Below are 17,154 nucleotides of genomic sequence, written 5' to 3'. Positions count from 1 at the left end.
TGAAAAAATGAGATTTTGGTATAAAAAGGTGATCGGAAACAGGGGGATCGGCTGTGAAACAATTCGGTTTGTGTGTCATTTTACTTTTCATTTCCATTGGGGTGACGGCGGGCTGTGCAGAGTCCGGCACATATAAACAGATGGCTCTTGAACCGTCAGGGCCGCTTCAGCCGGCAGAGTACTTTATCTATCATAAGCTGATGAACGGCGAGGGGATGATAAAGACGAATGTATCCGGTGACCCGTTATATTTATCTGAATCACTCGGATTATGGATGGAGTTTTTGCTCGGCAGGAAGGATGAAGAGCATTTTCAAGCCCAATATCGGCTGTTAACCGATACATTTCTAACCAAAAACGGGCTCGTGACGTGGAAGATTGAGAAAAATAAAGCCAGCGGCACGAATGCTTTAATCGACGATTTCAGAATTATGGTATGTCTGAACCAGGCCGCATCTCTATGGGGAAACAGCGGATACGGACAAACGGCCCAACAAATCGGATCAATGCTGAAAAAATACAATACGAACGGCGGGTATTTTACGGACTATTATGATGCCGCTTCCGGATCGGCTTCAAAGACCGTTACGTTATCATATGTACATCCGGAGGCATTGAGGTTTCTGAAGGAAAAGGGAATCATTGGTGAAAAAACGGAAGAGCAGAACCTGAACGTTCTCTATCTTGCGCCTCTGGAAAATGGTTTTCTGCCGAAATCGTACAATACCGAAACAAAGGAATACAAATACGACAGCGAAGTGAATGTCATTGACCAGCTGTACGCCGCCGTGAATCTGAAACAGGGGGATGACAAGGCCGCCGTTTTGTCAAAATGGATTACACAGGAATTCAAGTCAAACGGAAAGCTGTACGGACGGTACAGTGCAGACACGAAAGAGCCGTCGGTTCAATACGAATCACCATCGGTTTATGCCCTGGCGATTCTTTTCTTATTAGAGCAAAAAGGAGATCCGGCTGTCATCAAATCGTTTTATGAAAGAATGATTTCATTTGAAACGCTGGACCCGCTGAAACCTGATTATGGAGGATATATGAGCGGCGGGGATACCCACTCTTTTGATAACCTGCTGCCGCTTTTGGCTGAAAGGAAATTGTTTAATGAAAATATCATTCAATGAATCACAAAAATTATGCAGTTATACAGCTGTAATGATAGCGGCACTGGCTTTCTTTATTTATTATGTGCCGCAGCAGCAATCGGAAGGGCTGCTTATCACATGCATTACATTGCTTGTGATCGGAGCCGGAATATGGTTCGGGACGATCTATGCACTCGTCATCACCTTGATCATTTTATTTGTGCTCGGCAGTCTGCTGCTTTGGTTTCAAACCGGCAGCATTGTGCTGTTTGCTCCGGCTGAAGGATTTCAAATGCTTGTCATCTGGGGTGCGGCGCTTTTACTGTTTTCCTATATGTCAGGCAGAATTCACGACTTGGCGAAAGGCCTGCAGCGCTCAGTGAAGCAGCTGGGGGAAGAGATTACAAGTTTTGTAGCGGTAGACAGAGTCACGGGTTTTGACAACCAGCAGCGAATGAAGCTGGAGCTTTCTGAAGAAATCAAGCGGGCGGAGCGCTACGGTAATTCTTTTGTCTTTCTGCTTTTGCACATGCATTATTTCAAAGAATTTAAATCTCTCTACGGAGAAAAAGAAACCGACCGCCTGCTGGCGTTTATCAGCCGCCAAATCAGATCAAGCGTACGGGAAACCGACAAAAAGTTCCGGCCGTCTGACGAACGGTTCGGAATTGTGCTGACTCATACATCGGAAGAAAACATGCCGGCCGTTCTGGCGAAGCTGAAAAAGGAATTAGATACGTACCGGCTTCAAAACGGAAAATACGTATCCATTACCTTCCGCGTATGCTATCTGCCGTACCGAAAGGATTTGAAAACGGCGGAGCAATTTTTAAATGAACTGGAAAACGAGATGATGATGAATGAACTATAAATGGATACGTCTCTTTTTGGCCGCGCTGCTTATGTTCGCAGCGGCATATTATGTTCCCCGCACGGCGGAAGCAAAAAACAGGGATGACGGAATTCTCATCATCTATACAAGCTTGGATGGCAAAGAAACCGCTAATGGCAAAATGCTTGATTTGCTCGCCGGCCATTTCTCATCTTCTGTCACCGTTAAAAGCGATCACGACCTCACAGCCGCCGATCTCAAAGGAAAAAGCCGCATCATTTATTACGGAGAAACGAAAAAAAGGCTGAGCCGGCAGTTTGTTTCCCTCATCAGCAAGATGCCGCAGCAGCTCGTCAGCATCGGTTACAATGCGGAGCAGTTCCGCCAATTTTCGGGTTTATCGTTAACAGAAAAAGAAAATGTATATCGCATTTACAGTAATGAGGAAAAAACAGACCTCTCATTGGAAAAAGGCGCGGATGTGTCCGGCGTATCGGGAATAAAGGGAAAAGCCCTCTATACGTACCGATCCAGTGACGGCAAAACATACCCTTTTATGTGGAAAACGGACAGCTCAAACTATTACTTCGGCTATACGAATCTATTAAACGATTCTCTCCTTACGGCGAAAGAACTGAGAAAAGTGTTTGGAGAATCGCCGGGGAGTACGCTCCTCTATTTGCGGCTTGAAGACATCAGCCCGATGTCAGATGAAAAATTGCTTTACAAAGCGGGCGCCTATCTGCATAAAAGAAACATCCCGTTTATCATGGCCGTTATTCCGGTATATCTGAATCCGGAAAACGGAGAAAAGGTATACCTGTCTGACAAGCCGAGAATGGTGAACGTGTTGAAGAAACTGCAAAAAATGGGCGGCAGCATCATTATTCACGGATATACACATGCATACCGCTACAGTGAAACGGGAGAAGGCTTTGAATTTTGGGACGCCAAGGAGGATCAGCCGATCACCTCGGAAAATACGGATGATCCACCCGTGAAGCTCGAAAAGGAGCAGGACTTTCCGGATGAAAAAGCTTACCAAACGTACGTACAGCCTTTCCGGAAAAAAGAAGACATCTATACGAGAACGAAGCTTGAGCAGGCGATTGACGATTTAACACAGCTGGGCCTTTATCCGCTATCATTCGAAGCCCCGCATTATACAATGTCCGAAGAAGGCTACAGCATCGCGTCTTCTTATTTCTCAAGCGTATTCGGCCAAGTGCAGCTCAGCGGCACAACATGGAAAACCTCGGGCGTGCCGCCATATGTCTCAAAGCCCGAAATGCTGCACGGGATGACGCTTTATCCTGAAACGATCGGCTTTGTCAACGCGTCGAAAGAAAATCCCTTCGGAGACATGGAAAATAAAATCTCTCAAATGATTGACTTTGAAGGCGGAGTTGCGGGAGGGTTTTATCACCCGTATCTCGGCATGAAATACTTGCCTCAGCTCATCGATCAAATGGATCGCATCCCTAATGGCGAATGGCTCGATTTGAAGAAAACAAAGCAAACGGTAACGTCTGACAGCGTTGAGATCAAAACGAACGGGGACGGAACCATTCACGTGCAAAACAAGATTCATCCTGTATGGGCATTTTTCGGGCATCATCAGCAGACGCCGCTGGAAAAAGCGCTGTGGATTCTCTCCGGCGTGGTGTTTTTGTTCGTCGTTATGTTTGCCGGCTATACCCTGTATTTACGCGCCACATTAAAAAAACGAATCTTTAAGGAGAGAAGAAGCCTTGAGTAACATTCTGTTTTTTATCTCACTAAGTTTAATATGGGTGATGCTTCTCTATCACATGTTTCTGATGCAGGGCGGTTTCAGGCATTATATGACCTTCGAGCGGAACATTCCGAAATGGCGCGGGAATATGGGAGAGCTTCCGAAGGTCAGCGTTCTTATTCCGGCGCATAATGAGGAGGTCGTCATCAGGCAGACGCTGAAGGCGATGGTGAATTTGTATTATCCGAAAGACCGGCTGGAGATTATCGTCGTCAATGATAACTCATCCGACCGGACGGGGGAGATTGTCAGCGAATTTTCCCGGCAATATGACTTCATTAAAATGGTCATCACAAAGCCGCCGCAGGCCGGAAAAGGCAAATCGTCGGCGCTGAATTCAGGTTTTGCCGAAGCGAACGGCGAGGTCATCTGCGTATATGACGCGGACAACACCCCTGAAAAAATGGCGGTCTATTACTTGGTTCTCGGACTGATGAATGACCAGAAGGCGGGGGCTGTTGTCGGGAAATTCCGTGTCATTAACGCGGCAAAAACGCTGCTGACGAAATTTATCAACATTGAAACGATCTGTTTTCAATGGATGGCGCAGGGCGGCAGGTGGAAGTGGTTCAAAATTGCTACTATCCCGGGAACAAACTTCGCCATTCGCAGAAGCATTATTGAACAGCTCGGAGGATGGGATGAGAAGGCGCTGGCAGAGGATACCGAGCTGACCATCCGCGTCTATAATCTCGGCTATCATATCCGCTTTTTCCCGGCGGCGGTGACGTGGGAGCAGGAGCCAGAGACGTGGAAGGTCTGGTGGCGGCAGCGGACAAGGTGGGCGCGCGGCAACCAATACGTCGTCCTCAAGTTTTTATCCCAATTTTTCAAGCTGAAACGCAAACGGATTATCTTTGATTTATTTTATTTCTTTTTTACGTACTTTCTGTTTTTCTTCGGCGTGATTATGTCAAACACGATCTTTGTCATCAATCTGTTTTATGATCTGCATTTATCAGTCGGATTTTTGGCCATGATTTTGTGGATACTGGCCTTTTTTCTGTTTATGACCGAGGTCATGATCACATTAAGCATCGAAAAAACAGAAATGAACAAACAAAACTTCTTTATCGTGTTTCTGATGTACTTTACATACTCTCAGGCTTGGATCGTGCTTGTGATCTATTCGTTATTTACAGAAATCAAGCACCGATTATTCAAGCAGGAAGTCAAGTGGTACAAAACGGAGCGATACAATCAAAATAAAAGCGGGTGACCTTTTTGAAAAAAGCGATCATATTGATAACAGGCCTTTTGCTGCTGGCGCTGAACGGGGAACCGGCCGCAGCTCAAGAGCTGAAAACGGACGGTTCCATTCTCGGAAAAAGCCTCAGCGCCAATGATAAGCAGCAGGCGCTGACGAATGATCTGATCACGCTGTACGGTGCTAAAGACAGCTCGCAGCTGACCTATCAAATTCCGGCAGGCGCTTCCGATGCCAATCAGTCACTGGTGATTGATTATGAAGCGTCGAACTTATTAATTTCTCCATCTTCTTTAACCATTGCTATAGATCATGAGCCTGCCAAATCCATAAAGCTTGACGGTGACGCCAAGCGGAAGTCAGTGAAGCTCAATCTCAGCAAAAGCCAATCCGCTCAGGGCTATCACAATGTCTCATTGAACTTCTACGGCGTGTTAAAAGAAGGAGTCTGCGTGAGGCAGGATACGTCCGGAAACTGGATTAAAATTTATCCGGACAGCCGGCTTATGCTTTCTGAAACCAGCAAGTCAAAAGGGGCGGATCTCAGCCATTTTCCGTATCCGTTTGCTCAATCAGGCAATACGGGTGAAGAGACCGATATTATTATTCCTGACAAACCGAGCTCAGCAGAGGTTGAAGCCGCAGTAAAAACAGAAGGCTTTCTGAAAACGGCCGACAGCAAGCTGAAGGTGTCATATGTCAAAGAATTCGACGCTGCGAAGATCGATACCCCTTCGATTGTAATCGGTACCGGCAATCATTGGAACGGCAACATAAAAGCGCTTTTCAAACAAGGAAACATCAAAGCCGAAGAAAACAAGCTCCTTCTCGCTGAACGGGTGCTGACCGCTAAGGATAAGCGCCAGCCCGTCTTGTTTGTCACGGCAAAGTCGGATGAAACGCTGGCAAATAAAATCAGCGTCATCACAGACAAAACGTATACAGGCCAGCTGGGCGGAGCCACATTGATGATTGACCGGCTTCAGCCGGCTGCTGAGAAGACAAGCAATAAACTGACATTAGAAGACTTCGGGGCGGGCGATGTGACCGTCGGTTCAAACAAAACGTCGTCAGAGCACTTCTTTTACCCTGCACTGGCGGTTGTTGATAAAGACGGGCAGGTAAAATTGTCTCTCAAACTGAAGACGTCAGAAGCCGTTCAAACGAAGGCGGATGATTCCGGCTCAGAAAAGGCCGAGCTTAATGTCATGATCAACGGGCAGCCGAATGCGGTCCGTCTTAATAGCCTCAGCAATAAGGATAAAGACGGCTTTTATCACGTTTCACTCCCGATAGATCCGAAGCTGTTGCAAAGCAACAGGTATATTGATTTACAATTTGTCACATCCGGGTTAAAAGACAATAATCCGTGTATTGACCATGATGAAAATAAATGGGTCTATATTGATAAAAGCAGCATGCTGTCTTATTCTTTAAGCGATACAGCGCAGAAAGCCGATTTTGAGCATTGGCCTCTCCCGTTTGCGGGTAACCAGAAGGAAAAGACAGTCATCGTCATCCCTGACGGCGTGAGCATGAGGAAGCTTGAAGGGCTTTCTCTATTGACTGATTCATTCGGAAACAGCGCCCAGCATCCGTTTACTGTGAAAACAGCATCAGAGATGAAGGAAGCGGACGGCAAGGGGCACAATGTCCTGTTTATCGGCGGCTTACAGCAATTTCCGCTGCTGAAGGCAAAAGCACCTGAGCTTATCGTGCCGTCAGATCGAAACGGGACGTACAATGTATCAAAATTCCAGATGCTGAACGAAACGACAAAACAAATCGCATTCACGCAAAAATCGCCGTGGGACGGAGATTACAGCATCGCTGTGTTTGCTCCTCTATCAGGCAGCGGCACGGCCGTCACAAAAGAACTGATCAGCTTTTTGGACAGCAGCAGCGAAGCCGCAACGGTTATTAATGAAACGGACAGCCAGCAGCTGTTTTCGAACCATCAGCAGATCAAGTCTGACAGCAGCAGCCAATCAGCTGATGTCAGCAATCCGGCTTCAAAAGTGAACGTCATGTATATCGTCCTTTTCGCCGCGCTTATCATCATTGCGGCCGGATTGATCTGGTATACGTCAAGAAGGAAAAAGAGAAAAGCAGATAATGAAAAAAATGAAGATTGACTGCTATAAAAGAGGCTGATGACAGCCTCTTTTATTTGTATTTTTATTTCCATTTTTGGCGGAAGTTTTTTTATTTTCGAATCGGCATAAAAGCCTCTTTACAACCCGGTGATACGGGAGTATGATCTCTTTTATAATCTATATCGCTTAATCTGAAATCAGAGCGGGGGAACCAATTTTTGCGGCGCGTTAAGCCGCTTGGGGTGAATCCTTTTTAGGTAGGGCCAACTCTCATCAGCCCGAATCCGTCAGCTAACCTCGTAAGCGTTTATGAGAGGAGATGAATGAAACCTGTGCACGTTTAGGGCGCAGGGGCATCCGTTTGCCTCTGTGTTTTTTTGCTGTGCTGAAATTTAGCATGCAATCAGCATAAGGAGACATGATAGCAGTAAGGAATTTGTAAATCAAACGGAAAATGAAAAAAAGGGGAAGACAAGAAATGTACCATTCAATCAAAAGATTTTTGATTGGGAAACCATTAAAATCACAGGCAGCGGGAGAGCAGAAACTGACCAAACTGAAGGCACTGGCGATGCTCTCATCAGACGCGCTGTCATCTGTTGCATACGGAACAGAACAGATTCTTATCATCCTGGCCACGGTAAGCGCGGCCGCGTTTTGGTATTCGATTCCGATTGCCGCAGGGGTTCTCATTTTGCTGCTAGCTTTGATCCTGTCATACAGACAAATCATTTACGCTTATCCGCAAGGCGGAGGCGCATATATCGTATCAAAAGAAAATCTTGGCGAAAAACCGGGGCTGATTGCGGGCGGCTCATTACTCGTTGATTATATTTTAACAGTGGCGGTGAGCATTTCCGCCGGAACTGACGCGATCACTTCAGCGTTTCCGGCATTGCACCCGTACCACCTGCTCATCGCTGTCATCCTGGTGGTTCTGATCATGATTTTAAACTTAAGAGGGCTGTCAGAATCAGCGTCCATTTTGGCTTATCCCGTGTACTTATTTGTGGCGGCGCTCATCCTGCTGATCGGTGCCGGGCTGTTTAAGCTGGCAACGGGCCAGATTCATCCGGCAGATCATACGTCAATCGGTACACCTGTAGCGGGAATCACGCTGTTTTTACTGCTCAAAGCCTTCTCATCAGGCTGTTCGGCGCTTACCGGGGTTGAAGCCATTTCTAATGCAATTCCGGCTTTTAAAAACCCTCCGGCGAAAAACGCGGCCCGCACGTTAGCGATGATGGGCATCCTTTTGGCCGTCTTATTTACCGGGATTACGGTGCTGGCGTTCGGCTACGGCACGGGACCGAAGCCGAATGAAACGGTCATTTCCCAAATCGCTGCGGAAACGTTTGGCCGTCACACGATTTACTTCATCATTCAAGGCGCTACGTCCCTGATTCTCGTGCTTGCGGCAAATACGGGTTTTTCCGCTTTTCCGCAGCTTGCTTTTAATTTAGCGAGAGACCAATATATGCCGAGAATGTTCACGGTGCGCGGCGACCGTTTAGGCTTTTCAAACGGTATTATCTTTCTCGGTGTCGCCTCCATTTTGCTCATTCTGTTATTCGGCGGCCGGACGGAGCATTTAATTCCGCTTTATGCCGTCGGCGTGTTCATTCCGTTTACGCTGTCACAGACGGGAATGTGCATAAAATGGATCAAACAAAAGCCAAAAGGCTGGGCCGGAAAAATGTTGATTAACTCATGCGGCGCTGCGATTTCCTTTATGGTGCTGTGCATTTTATTCGCAACCAAATTTAATCTTGTCTGGCCCGTGCTTATATTTATGCCGGCTGTCGTCATGCTGTTTTTTGTGATAAAAAACCATTACACCGCTGTCGGCGAACAGCTTCGGGTCGTCGATACACAGCCCGAAGATATTAAAGGAACTGTCGTCATTGTGCCTGTTGCCGGTGTCACCACCGTCGTCCAGAAATCAATTCAATACGCAAAATCATTGTCAGATCAGGTCATTGCCGTTCATGTGTCCTTTGACAAAGAAAATGAAAAGAAAGTGGAAAAGCGCTGGGAGGAGCTTGATAACGGCGTCCGCCTCGTGACGCTTCATTCCTCATACCGCAGCCTTGTTCATCCGTTTGATAAATTTTTGGAAACGGTGGAAGCAAAAGCGAGGAAGGAGCAGTTTTCCGTCATGGTGCTGTTTCCGCAATTCATTACGAAAAAACGCTGGCAGACTATCCTTCATAACCAATCAGCCTTTTTGCTCCGCGTCCGGCTGTTCTGGAAAAAGGACATTATCGTTGCCACCTTACCGTATCATTTTAAGAAATAAAAAAAGAGACCGCCGGCCGGGTGCCGCGGTCTTTTATTGTAAAGGAGGACGACATGGCTCAAGGCGCTTTTGTCATCATTCAACATGACGGGCGGGACATATTGCTCGTGAAACGAAACGACATCCCCTTAGGGGATTTGCCCGGCGGAGGGATCGCAGAAGGCGAAACACCTGAAGCCGCAGCCATCAGAGAGGCCTGTGAAGAAACCGGATATACCATTACCATCCTGCGCAAAGCAGGTGAGTATGAAAGGCCGGCATTTCATGATACACAGCACGTGTTCATCGGAGCCGTGACAGGGGGAACCCCGCTGATGAACGGGCCGGAAACCGCCGCTTTACGCTGGTTTCGCCCAAACCGCCTGCCGCTGTTCATGGTGCCGAACAGAAAACGGCAAGTAAAAGACGGGCTTAATGGAGCGGCGGATATCAAGGTAACGCTTAAAGACCGAAATCTGTTATCCATCCTTGACCTGCTGAGGAGAAAGTCAGGCAAATAGCCCCCGTGTTTCAACCTGTTTCAGAAGTGGTATGAAACAGGTAAAAGGAGGATGCAGTATGCCAAGTAAAACAGCAGGACACGTAATGACAGAGCTGCTTGAACAATGGGGAGTCGGTCACATATACGGCATTCCCGGAGACAGCATTAATGAATTTATCGAAGAACTGAGACATGAAAGAAACAACCTGACATTCATCCAAACCCGCCATGAGGAAGTTGCCGCCCTGGCAGCCGCGGCTGAGGCGAAGCTGACGGGAAATATCGGTGTCTGCCTTTCTATCGCAGGGCCTGGTGCCGTTCATTTGCTGAACGGATTGTATGACGCCAAAGCGGACGGTGTCCCGGTCCTGGCGATTGCGGGACAGGTCGCTTCTAATGAAATCGGCCGTGACAGCTTTCAAGAAATCAAATTAGAGCAAATGTTTGAGGACGTGGCGGTATTTAATCAGCAGGTACATACGGCAGAAGCGCTGCCCGATCTTCTGAATCAGGCGATTCGTACGGCATACAGCAAAAAAGGCGTTGCCGTCTTAACTGTATCCGATGATTTATTTGCGGAAAAAATCAAACGGGAGCCGGCTTACACATCACCTCTTTATCTCAAAGCAGACATCGAGCCTAAAAAAGAACATCTCGTTACCTGTGCGCAATATATTAACAACGCAAAAAAACCGGTCATTCTCGCAGGCCAAGGGTTAAAATCAGCAAAAGAGGAGCTGCTCGCGTTCGCCGACAAAGCGGCGGCCCCGATCGTCATTACCCTTCCGGCAAAAGGCGTCGTGCCTGACAGCCATCCGCACTTTCTTGGGAATCTCGGTCAAATCGGCACAAAACCCGCCTATGAGGCCATGGAGGAATGCGATCTGCTAATCATGCTCGGGACATCGTTCCCGTACCGGGATTATCTGCCTGAAGATACGCCGGCGATTCAGCTTGATTCAGATCCGGCGAAAATCGGCAAACGCTATCCTGTCAACGCGGGGATTGTCAGCGATGCGGCTCTCGGGCTGAAAGAGCTGACGGAGTATATTGAATATAAAGAAGACAGAAGATTTTTGAATGCCTGCACAGAGCACATGCAGCATTGGTGGAAGGAAATTGAAAAGGATGAAACGGAAGCGACTCATCCGCTAAAGCCGCAGCAGGTCATTGCCCGTCTCAATGATGCCGCCGCAGAAGATGCCGTTCTTTCCGTGGATGTCGGCACAGTAACTGTATGGATGGCGCGCCATTTCAAAATGGCCAAGCAGGACTTTATTGTATCAAGCTGGCTGGCTACGATGGGCTGCGGTCTTCCGGGAGCCATTGCTGCAAGCCTTGCCGAGCCGAACCGGCAGTCCATCGCCATCTGCGGAGACGGCGGATTTTCCATGGTCATGCAGGACCTCCCGACGGCCGTTAAATATAAACTGCCGATCACAGTCGTTATCTTAAACAATGAAAATTTAGGCATGATTGAATATGAACAGCAGGTCAAAGGCAACATCGACTACGTCACAAAACTGCAAAACGTGGACTACGCAGCATTTGCGGAAAGCTGCGGGGCGAAAGGCATCAAAGTGACAAAACATGAAGAGCTTGCACCCGCCTTCCATGAAGCGCTCAACTCAAACGAGCCGGTCGTCATCGACGCCATCATCGGCGATGAGCCGCCGCTTCCGGGAAAAATCACTTACGGCCAGGCGAAAGGATTCAGCAAATACATGCTGAAAAATTTCTTCGAAAACCAAAAACTCGAAATGCCGTCACTCAAGAAAAGCTTGAAACGGCTGTTTTAGAAAGAAAGATTTTTCCAATGGTATAAATAAAAAATAAACAGGCGTAAAAGCCTGTTTATTTTTGTTTTCGGGAAGAACCAAAGAAGAACGGGAAAGCAGAGCCAACCAATAACGTACCGAATAAAAACATGCCGCCGATGAAAATGTGATAGTTCACGCCGCCGAGTGTGAGCCCCGTTATCAAGGAAACGATACTCAAAGCGATCATCACAAAACCGGGGATCAGCCGTTTCTTTCCTGTTGTCCGATAAGCAATAAGAGAACAGAAAATGCCAATGACAATCGGCACAATCCACAGATAAAAAAGGATAAATACTGACATATGCAAAACTCCGATTTTTCTTCTATCATACCAAAAACAACGAAAAAAAGATACGAACTAAAGCAGGGCGCCAAAAGAAAACCCGGCTCTAAGCGGCCGGGTTTTTTCTAACGGAATGAGTCGTAAATCACAAATAGATTAAGAGCAATAACCAATACAGCAATGACCCAGGCGAGAGACGTGACCCATTTCCGGTTCGTCAGGACGCCCATAAGATGCTTGTTGCTTGTGAACATAATAAGCGGAACTAATGCAAAAGCGATCCCGAATGAAAGGACGACCTGGCTCCATACAAGCGCCGCTGTGGCGTTTACGCCTGAGATGATGATAACCATCGGAGGTATAATTGTAATGAAGCGCCGTAAGTAAAGCGGGATGCGATAACGGATAAATCCTTGCATAATGATATCGCCTGACATCGTGCCGACCGAAGAACTGGAAAGCCCGGCGGCCAAAAGCCCGATCCCGAAAAGAACAGCCGAAGCAGGCCCGATGAAATGGCCGAATTGATGATACGCCACATCTAAATCTTCTACAAACAGCCCTTTTTTGAAGAAAAGCGCAGCCGCGACAATCAGCATGCTTGCGTTAATCGCACCGGCGATGACCATCGCGATGAGAATATCAACTGTCTCGAATTTGAAAATCTTTTTCCGTTCAATATCTGTTTTTCCGACGACACGGTGCTGTGTAAGCGCAGAGTGTAAGTAAATGGCGTGCGGCATAACGGTCGCACCGAGAATACCCGTTGCCAGAAGCACGCTGTCCATTCCGTCAATCCTCGGAATAAAAAGCCCCTCAATGACCGATACGGCATCAGGCTTTGCGAAGAAGGTTTGCAGGGCAAACGCGATGACAACGACAAACAGCAAACCGGCAATGCCTGCTTCCAGCGCACGATAGCCCCGCCGCTGCAGCTCTAATATAGCAAATGATCCGATCGCTGCAATCACCGCTGCTTCAACCATCGGCATACCGAATAACAAATTAAGGCCGAGAGCCGCACCGATAAATTCAGCGAGGTCAGTCGCCATAATCACCAATTCACCTTGTATCCACAAACCCACTGACACCCATTTCGGATATCGGTCTCTTGCGATTTCAGGCAGGTTTTTCCCTGTAGCGATGCCAAGCTTCGCTGAAAGGACTTGAATTAAAAAAGCCATCAAGTTTGAGAAAAGGATCACCCACAGCAGCATATAACCATATTTTGAACCAGCTGAGATATTCGTAGCGAAGTTTCCGGGATCAATATAGGCAATGGCTGCGATAAACGCGGGGCCTAAAAAAGGCAGAAGCCTCTTGAACCCCTTGCTCTTACCGTCAAGTGCATCTTGCACGGCTTTGGATTGCAGTGATTGTGCTGAGATGTCTTTGCTCATAATGTCTCACCTAAATTCTGATAGATTTTTAGCTTAATAATAAAAAGTTTCCCAAGTGCAAATTATTTTATCTACATCATAAATCCGCTATTATAAGATGTCAAGTCTTTAATGTTCAATAAAACAGTACATTTATGCCCTGGTTTATCTATGATATGTATCCCCCCGTGAGAAAGGTCCAAAAATAAAAAAGACACCGTTTCAGGAAAGAAACGATGCCTTCTTGACGAATTTCTTTTAGGCTTCCTTGTGCATCCCGCGGAAAATAAGACTGAGGATCAGAACAAAGATGGCTGCCCCGATAATCGCCGGAATGATCGCAAATCCCGCAAGGCTCGGCCCCCAAGTCCCGAACAGCCCGTGACCGATCCAAGCTCCGATCAGTCCGGCAATCATAGAACCGATCATACCGCCCGGCATTCGGTTTCCTACAATCGCGCTTCCGATTAATCCGATTACAATGGCAACTACTAATGAAACTAAAAAGCTGAGCATAATATCCACCTCTCCTTTTGTTTATTTAGTTATCTTTTACCGTTTTCACTGGGGTTGAAACTAAGGATTGCACACTGGATGGATACAGCGAGCGTCCCTTCAGAAAAAGTCAAAGGTTAAAAGAGTACACTTGCCTATAAATCTCCAGAACCTTCCGGCCGCCCGGACTGATTTGAAAAAAACACAGCTCATCTCTTTATTTTACCCGGTAAATAGAACAATAATGAATCTTTCCATTGGAAGATAAAACCCTCTGGTACCATTCAAATGACCTCTGCTGAAACCCCCGCTGTTTTTTAAAATAAAATCTAGAATCAGTGGAGTACCAGTGATTCTAGTTCAAAAAACGAACCTGCTTTATTCATTTTTATATCATTTATTTTAAAAAAGGAAAGGCTTTCAAAGTTTACGTCAAACATTAAGTTGGAACATTAGGCTGATGTTAGTCTGCTGAACAAAAAAGTATAATAACCTTAGGAAAGCTTTCCAGTTCTATTATAAAAAAGGGGGAATTTTCTTGATGCGTCGTTTGTCGATCTTTTCTTTAGCCATGATTTTTGCTGTTTCTTTATTCGCTTTTGGCGGCTCTGCATCAGCAGCGGCTATTAAACCTTCTAAAGCTGAACCGGACGTTTCAATTTTAGCTGGCAGCGGGGGCACAGTAGGTATTTACGGTGCTAATATGCGCTCATGCTCTAAGGTTAGCTGTTCCACTATTACAACATTCTCAAGCGGTAAAACAATTACAGGTACATGGGTAACAGGAGAATACGTCCAAGGCCACTACACCAATTCTAATAAATGGCTGAAAGTCACTTATGCAGGAGCGACAGGCTACGTTTCTGTCACAACTCTATCTTATTATTATGGTTTATAATAGAAAAACCTCGCTCTGCCGGAGCGAGGTTTTTTCTTTGCTTTTTCATCAGCGATTCGTACATGACCCCATTTATGCACACAAGAAAACGTATATGCTAACCCGAATAATGCTCCGCTCAGCCCGTGTTTCGGATCAGTTGCCGCGCTTCGTTTCATCGTCATGTTTCATCATCTGTTCAATTTCTTCTTTAGAAGCGTTTTCTTTCCACTTCTTCGCCTGGCTTGTCGCAATAGGGATAGCCCGTCCTTCCTCATAACCTTCGTCCGTCATCGCATTGGCGATTTCGATCGCTTTCTTCTTCACAGGCTCTTCGAGATTTTTAAATGATTGAGGATAATCCTTCATAGACCAAGGCATGTCTATCACTCCTTTATGAAAAGTGTTTCCCGCCTGAAGAAAAAGAAAACCGCCTCACCAAAAAGAATGACAGCTATTTTTAGAGACCAGCAATTTTCGGATAAAATATAAAGGATAAAGAAGCAAATACAGATTGAATGCCCACCACATGAGATCAAAATCACCGATAAATGCCCAAAAGGCGATCGCTTGCAGGCCTGAACAAAAGGTCAGCACAAGTGATATTAATGCGAAAGGGCGCCACAACGCATGTTTTCGTTTATAAAGAAACAAGCTGTACAGCCCCGTTATCGAAATGAAAATATCTAAGGGAAAGAAGGACCAGTTCCAGGCCATCATCATGGCGTTATCATAATCTTTAAACGCCATGTTTTTTGGAATCCACTCAAAAAAAGTAACAATCCAATAAACGATAAATCCAATATCCGTAATGAGGAAGAGAACCTTTAACCCTTTCATCATTTGTTTCTGTCCGTATGTACGCTGATGCCGTTTGATGACATTTCACTTTCAGAAATAAAGTTTAAGGAAACGACACCGATGATGATCAGAAGAACAGAGACAGCTTTAATGACAGAAAACTGTTCATGGAAGAAAAAAATTCCGATCACGGAAATCAGCACGATCCCCATTCCCGACCAGACCGCATAAGCGATGGAGACACTTATATATTTCAAAGTCAAAGTAAGAAAGCAAAGGCTGCCGATATAAAACAATAATAATAAAATACTTGGGACAAGTTTTGTAAATCCATTTGATAATTTCATACTGGTCGTACCCAATACTTCAAAAATGATCGCTAAACTCAAATAAATCCATTGCATTCAAGATTCTCCTTCAATCGTGATATTCAGAATTATACAATATATAGAATTTAAAGAAAATTAAACAATGGTATGTTTTCTGGATAAAAAATCCGTTCAGGTGTAAAAAGAAAACGCTATAAAGGTATACTATGAAGAAAGAAATCAGAAGGGATGTGCAGGACGGGTGACAGAACAACAGGAAGACCTGCAAACACAATTAAAAGAAATCCGGAAATGGGAAAAGGAGCAGCAGAAGGTCTGGTTCTGGCAAAAACTCAGCCGCCTGCCATTTCAGCTTTTGGACAAGCTCACGCCGCAATTCATTCAGAAGAAAATCGGCGTCATTTTGGATGAAACGGGAAGCTTTATTCAAACAGGCGGCCGGTATTTAACCTCAGAGAAGCAAATCATGAAAAAGTTTAAGAAGAGGCTCCCGCAGCAGTCCTTTGACACGCTGCATGACATACAAGAAGCCCCGCTTGCTGTCATGGATGACATCGCCGCTGCCATGGGGCGTGCAAGAATCAATACTGCAACCGTGCAGGGCGCCGCGACGGGGGTAGGCGGCGTGTTTACGCTTGCGGCAGATATTCCGGCTATGCTCGGTTTGTCCTTAAAGACGCTGCAAGACATCGCCATCGCCTATGGATTCGACCCGAAAGATAAAAAAGAACGTGTGTTTATCGTCAAATTGCTCCAGCTCGCATCAAGTGACGTCATCGGAAAAAAGGCGATTTTACAAGACTTGAAACATTATGATCAAAACGAACATGCATATCAGCGCGTTGCCTCACAAATTCTAGGCTGGCGCGAAGTCGTATACAGCTACCGTGATACCTTTGCAACCAAGAAACTGCTTCAAATGGTTCCGGTTGCGGGCATTATCTTTGGCGCATCCGCCAACCGCTCAGCTTTAGAGAGCATTACGGAAACAGGCATCATGCTTTATAAAAAGCGCCGTATCCTGGCGCGCATGGAGGCCGCTGAATCATAAAACAACCGAAAACACATTCAATGTGTTTTCTTTGTTTAGGAGATCTGAATTCGGGAAATCAACAACCAACACCAATTAAAGGAGGAATTCAAAAATGGCACAAGAAAACAAAATGAGCAGAGAAGAAGCAGGTAAAAAAGGCGGACAAGCGACAAGCAACAACCATGATAAAGAATTCTATCAGGAAATTGGTCAAAAAGGCGGAGAAGCCACAAGCAAAAATCATGACAAAGAATTCTATCAGGAAATCGGCGAAAAAGGCGGAGAAGCCACAAGCAAAAATCATGACAAAGAATTCTATCAGGAAAT

The 17,154-nt window shown here is 46.1% G+C and carries 15 protein-coding genes, 2 pseudogenes and 1 riboswitch; of the genes and pseudogenes, 11 read left to right on the top strand and 6 right to left on the bottom strand.

Features of this window, described 5'->3' with window-relative positions:
- Positions 1–53 precede the first annotated feature (53 nt).
- The 8 genes from KY305_RS17830 (at position 54) to KY305_RS17795 (ending at position 11,609) form a co-directional block, all read left to right on the top strand.
- Positions 54–1,139 (top strand): lipoprotein YdaJ, encoded by a 1,086-nt coding sequence (locus KY305_RS17830; RefSeq protein ID WP_223063671.1) that lies wholly within the window; start codon positions 54–56, stop codon positions 1,137–1,139.
- On the top strand, positions 1,120–1,971 hold the full coding sequence (locus KY305_RS17825) for a diguanylate cyclase domain-containing protein (RefSeq protein ID WP_223063670.1): 852 nt from the start codon (positions 1,120–1,122) through the stop codon (positions 1,969–1,971). The genes KY305_RS17830 and KY305_RS17825 overlap by 20 nt, the downstream gene beginning before the upstream one ends.
- Positions 1,961–3,691, top strand: coding sequence for a DUF2334 domain-containing protein (locus tag KY305_RS17820; RefSeq protein ID WP_223063669.1), 1,731 nt, complete (start codon positions 1,961–1,963; stop codon positions 3,689–3,691). The genes KY305_RS17825 and KY305_RS17820 overlap by 11 nt, the downstream gene beginning before the upstream one ends.
- Positions 3,684–4,946 (top strand): glycosyltransferase family 2 protein, encoded by a 1,263-nt coding sequence (locus tag KY305_RS17815; RefSeq protein ID WP_223063668.1) that lies wholly within the window; start codon positions 3,684–3,686, stop codon positions 4,944–4,946. The genes KY305_RS17820 and KY305_RS17815 overlap by 8 nt, the downstream gene beginning before the upstream one ends.
- Positions 4,947–4,951: 5 nt before the next feature.
- Positions 4,952–7,069 (top strand): cellulose biosynthesis cyclic di-GMP-binding regulatory protein BcsB, encoded by a 2,118-nt coding sequence (locus tag KY305_RS17810; protein ID WP_223063667.1) that lies wholly within the window; start codon positions 4,952–4,954, stop codon positions 7,067–7,069.
- A 134-nt stretch (positions 7,070–7,203) separates the two neighbouring features.
- Positions 7,204–7,351, top strand: a riboswitch (cyclic di-AMP (ydaO/yuaA leader).
- A gap of 157 nt (positions 7,352–7,508) precedes the next feature.
- The gene (locus KY305_RS17805) at positions 7,509–9,329 is read left to right on the top strand and encodes an APC family permease (RefSeq protein ID WP_223063666.1); all 1,821 of its coding nucleotides are present in this window, start codon (positions 7,509–7,511) and stop codon (positions 9,327–9,329) included.
- Between the two features lie 53 nt (positions 9,330–9,382).
- Positions 9,383–9,829 carry an NUDIX hydrolase gene (locus KY305_RS17800; RefSeq protein ID WP_223063665.1) on the top strand — a complete coding sequence of 149 codons (447 nt, stop codon included), beginning with the start codon at positions 9,383–9,385 and terminating at the stop codon, positions 9,827–9,829.
- A 58-nt stretch (positions 9,830–9,887) separates the two neighbouring features.
- On the top strand, positions 9,888–11,609 hold the full coding sequence (locus KY305_RS17795; protein ID WP_223063664.1) for a pyruvate oxidase: 1,722 nt from the start codon (positions 9,888–9,890) through the stop codon (positions 11,607–11,609).
- A gap of 55 nt (positions 11,610–11,664) precedes the next feature.
- Here KY305_RS17795 and KY305_RS17790 read toward each other — a convergent pair whose 3' ends face one another.
- From KY305_RS17790 to KY305_RS17780, 3 genes are all read right to left on the bottom strand, one after another.
- The gene (locus tag KY305_RS17790; RefSeq protein WP_223063663.1) at positions 11,665–11,931 is read right to left on the bottom strand and encodes a hypothetical protein; all 267 of its coding nucleotides are present in this window, start codon (positions 11,929–11,931) and stop codon (positions 11,665–11,667) included.
- A 107-nt stretch (positions 11,932–12,038) separates the two neighbouring features.
- Complete coding sequence (locus KY305_RS17785) at positions 12,039–13,316, bottom strand: Nramp family divalent metal transporter (protein ID WP_223063706.1); 1,278 nt, start codon at positions 13,314–13,316, stop codon at positions 12,039–12,041.
- 234 nt (positions 13,317–13,550) lie between these two features.
- On the bottom strand, positions 13,551–13,808 hold the full coding sequence (locus tag KY305_RS17780; RefSeq protein WP_214801643.1) for a GlsB/YeaQ/YmgE family stress response membrane protein: 258 nt from the start codon (positions 13,806–13,808) through the stop codon (positions 13,551–13,553).
- 517 nt (positions 13,809–14,325) lie between these two features.
- Between KY305_RS17780 and KY305_RS17775 the strand changes: the two genes are divergently transcribed.
- On the top strand, positions 14,326–14,685 hold the full coding sequence (locus KY305_RS17775) for an SH3 domain-containing protein (protein WP_223063662.1): 360 nt from the start codon (positions 14,326–14,328) through the stop codon (positions 14,683–14,685).
- Between the two features lie 144 nt (positions 14,686–14,829).
- Here KY305_RS17775 and KY305_RS17770 read toward each other — a convergent pair.
- The 3 genes and pseudogenes from KY305_RS17770 to KY305_RS17760 all read right to left on the bottom strand — a co-directional run.
- Positions 14,830–15,045: pseudogene (locus tag KY305_RS17770) on the bottom strand (DUF2188 domain-containing protein); the annotation flags it as partial.
- Between the two features lie 54 nt (positions 15,046–15,099).
- The gene (locus KY305_RS17765; protein WP_223063661.1) at positions 15,100–15,507 is read right to left on the bottom strand and encodes a DUF5360 family protein; all 408 of its coding nucleotides are present in this window, start codon (positions 15,505–15,507) and stop codon (positions 15,100–15,102) included.
- On the bottom strand, positions 15,504–15,869 hold the full coding sequence (locus KY305_RS17760; RefSeq protein WP_223063660.1) for a DMT family transporter: 366 nt from the start codon (positions 15,867–15,869) through the stop codon (positions 15,504–15,506). The genes KY305_RS17765 and KY305_RS17760 overlap by 4 nt, the downstream gene beginning before the upstream one ends.
- A 166-nt stretch (positions 15,870–16,035) precedes the next feature.
- Between KY305_RS17760 and KY305_RS17755 the strand changes: the two genes are divergently transcribed.
- Positions 16,036–16,845, top strand: coding sequence for an EcsC family protein (locus KY305_RS17755; protein ID WP_223063659.1), 810 nt, complete (start codon positions 16,036–16,038; stop codon positions 16,843–16,845).
- 94 nt (positions 16,846–16,939) lie between these two features.
- A pseudogene (gene gsiB / locus KY305_RS17750) lies at positions 16,940–17,154 on the top strand (glucose starvation-inducible protein GsiB); the annotation flags it as partial.

This window comes from Bacillus sp. YC2, assembly GCF_019891195.1.
Taxonomy (GTDB): Bacteria; Bacillota; Bacilli; order Bacillales; family Bacillaceae; genus Bacillus.
The sequence above is the reverse complement of the archived record's forward strand: the minus strand, read 5'-3'. Positions and strand labels throughout refer to the sequence as shown.

Bases quoted from the DNA above. Each gene is read 5' to 3' on its own strand.
- KY305_RS17780 (WP_214801643.1), bottom strand. From the start codon at position 13,808: ATGCTCAGCTTTTTAGTTTCATTAGTAGTTGCCATTGTAATCGGATTA.
- KY305_RS17825 (WP_223063670.1), top strand. From the start codon at position 1,120: ATGAAAATATCATTCAATGAATCACAAAAATTATGCAGTTATACAGCT.
- KY305_RS17765 (WP_223063661.1), bottom strand. From the start codon at position 15,507: ATGATGAAAGGGTTAAAGGTTCTCTTCCTCATTACGGATATTGGATTT.
- KY305_RS17795 (WP_223063664.1), top strand. From the start codon at position 9,888: ATGCCAAGTAAAACAGCAGGACACGTAATGACAGAGCTGCTTGAACAA.
- KY305_RS17805 (WP_223063666.1), top strand. From the start codon at position 7,509: ATGTACCATTCAATCAAAAGATTTTTGATTGGGAAACCATTAAAATCA.
- KY305_RS17760 (WP_223063660.1), bottom strand. From the start codon at position 15,869: ATGCAATGGATTTATTTGAGTTTAGCGATCATTTTTGAAGTATTGGGT.
- KY305_RS17820 (WP_223063669.1), top strand. From the start codon at position 1,961: ATGAACTATAAATGGATACGTCTCTTTTTGGCCGCGCTGCTTATGTTC.
- KY305_RS17800 (WP_223063665.1), top strand. From the start codon at position 9,383: ATGGCTCAAGGCGCTTTTGTCATCATTCAACATGACGGGCGGGACATA.
- KY305_RS17790 (WP_223063663.1), bottom strand. From the start codon at position 11,931: ATGTCAGTATTTATCCTTTTTTATCTGTGGATTGTGCCGATTGTCATT.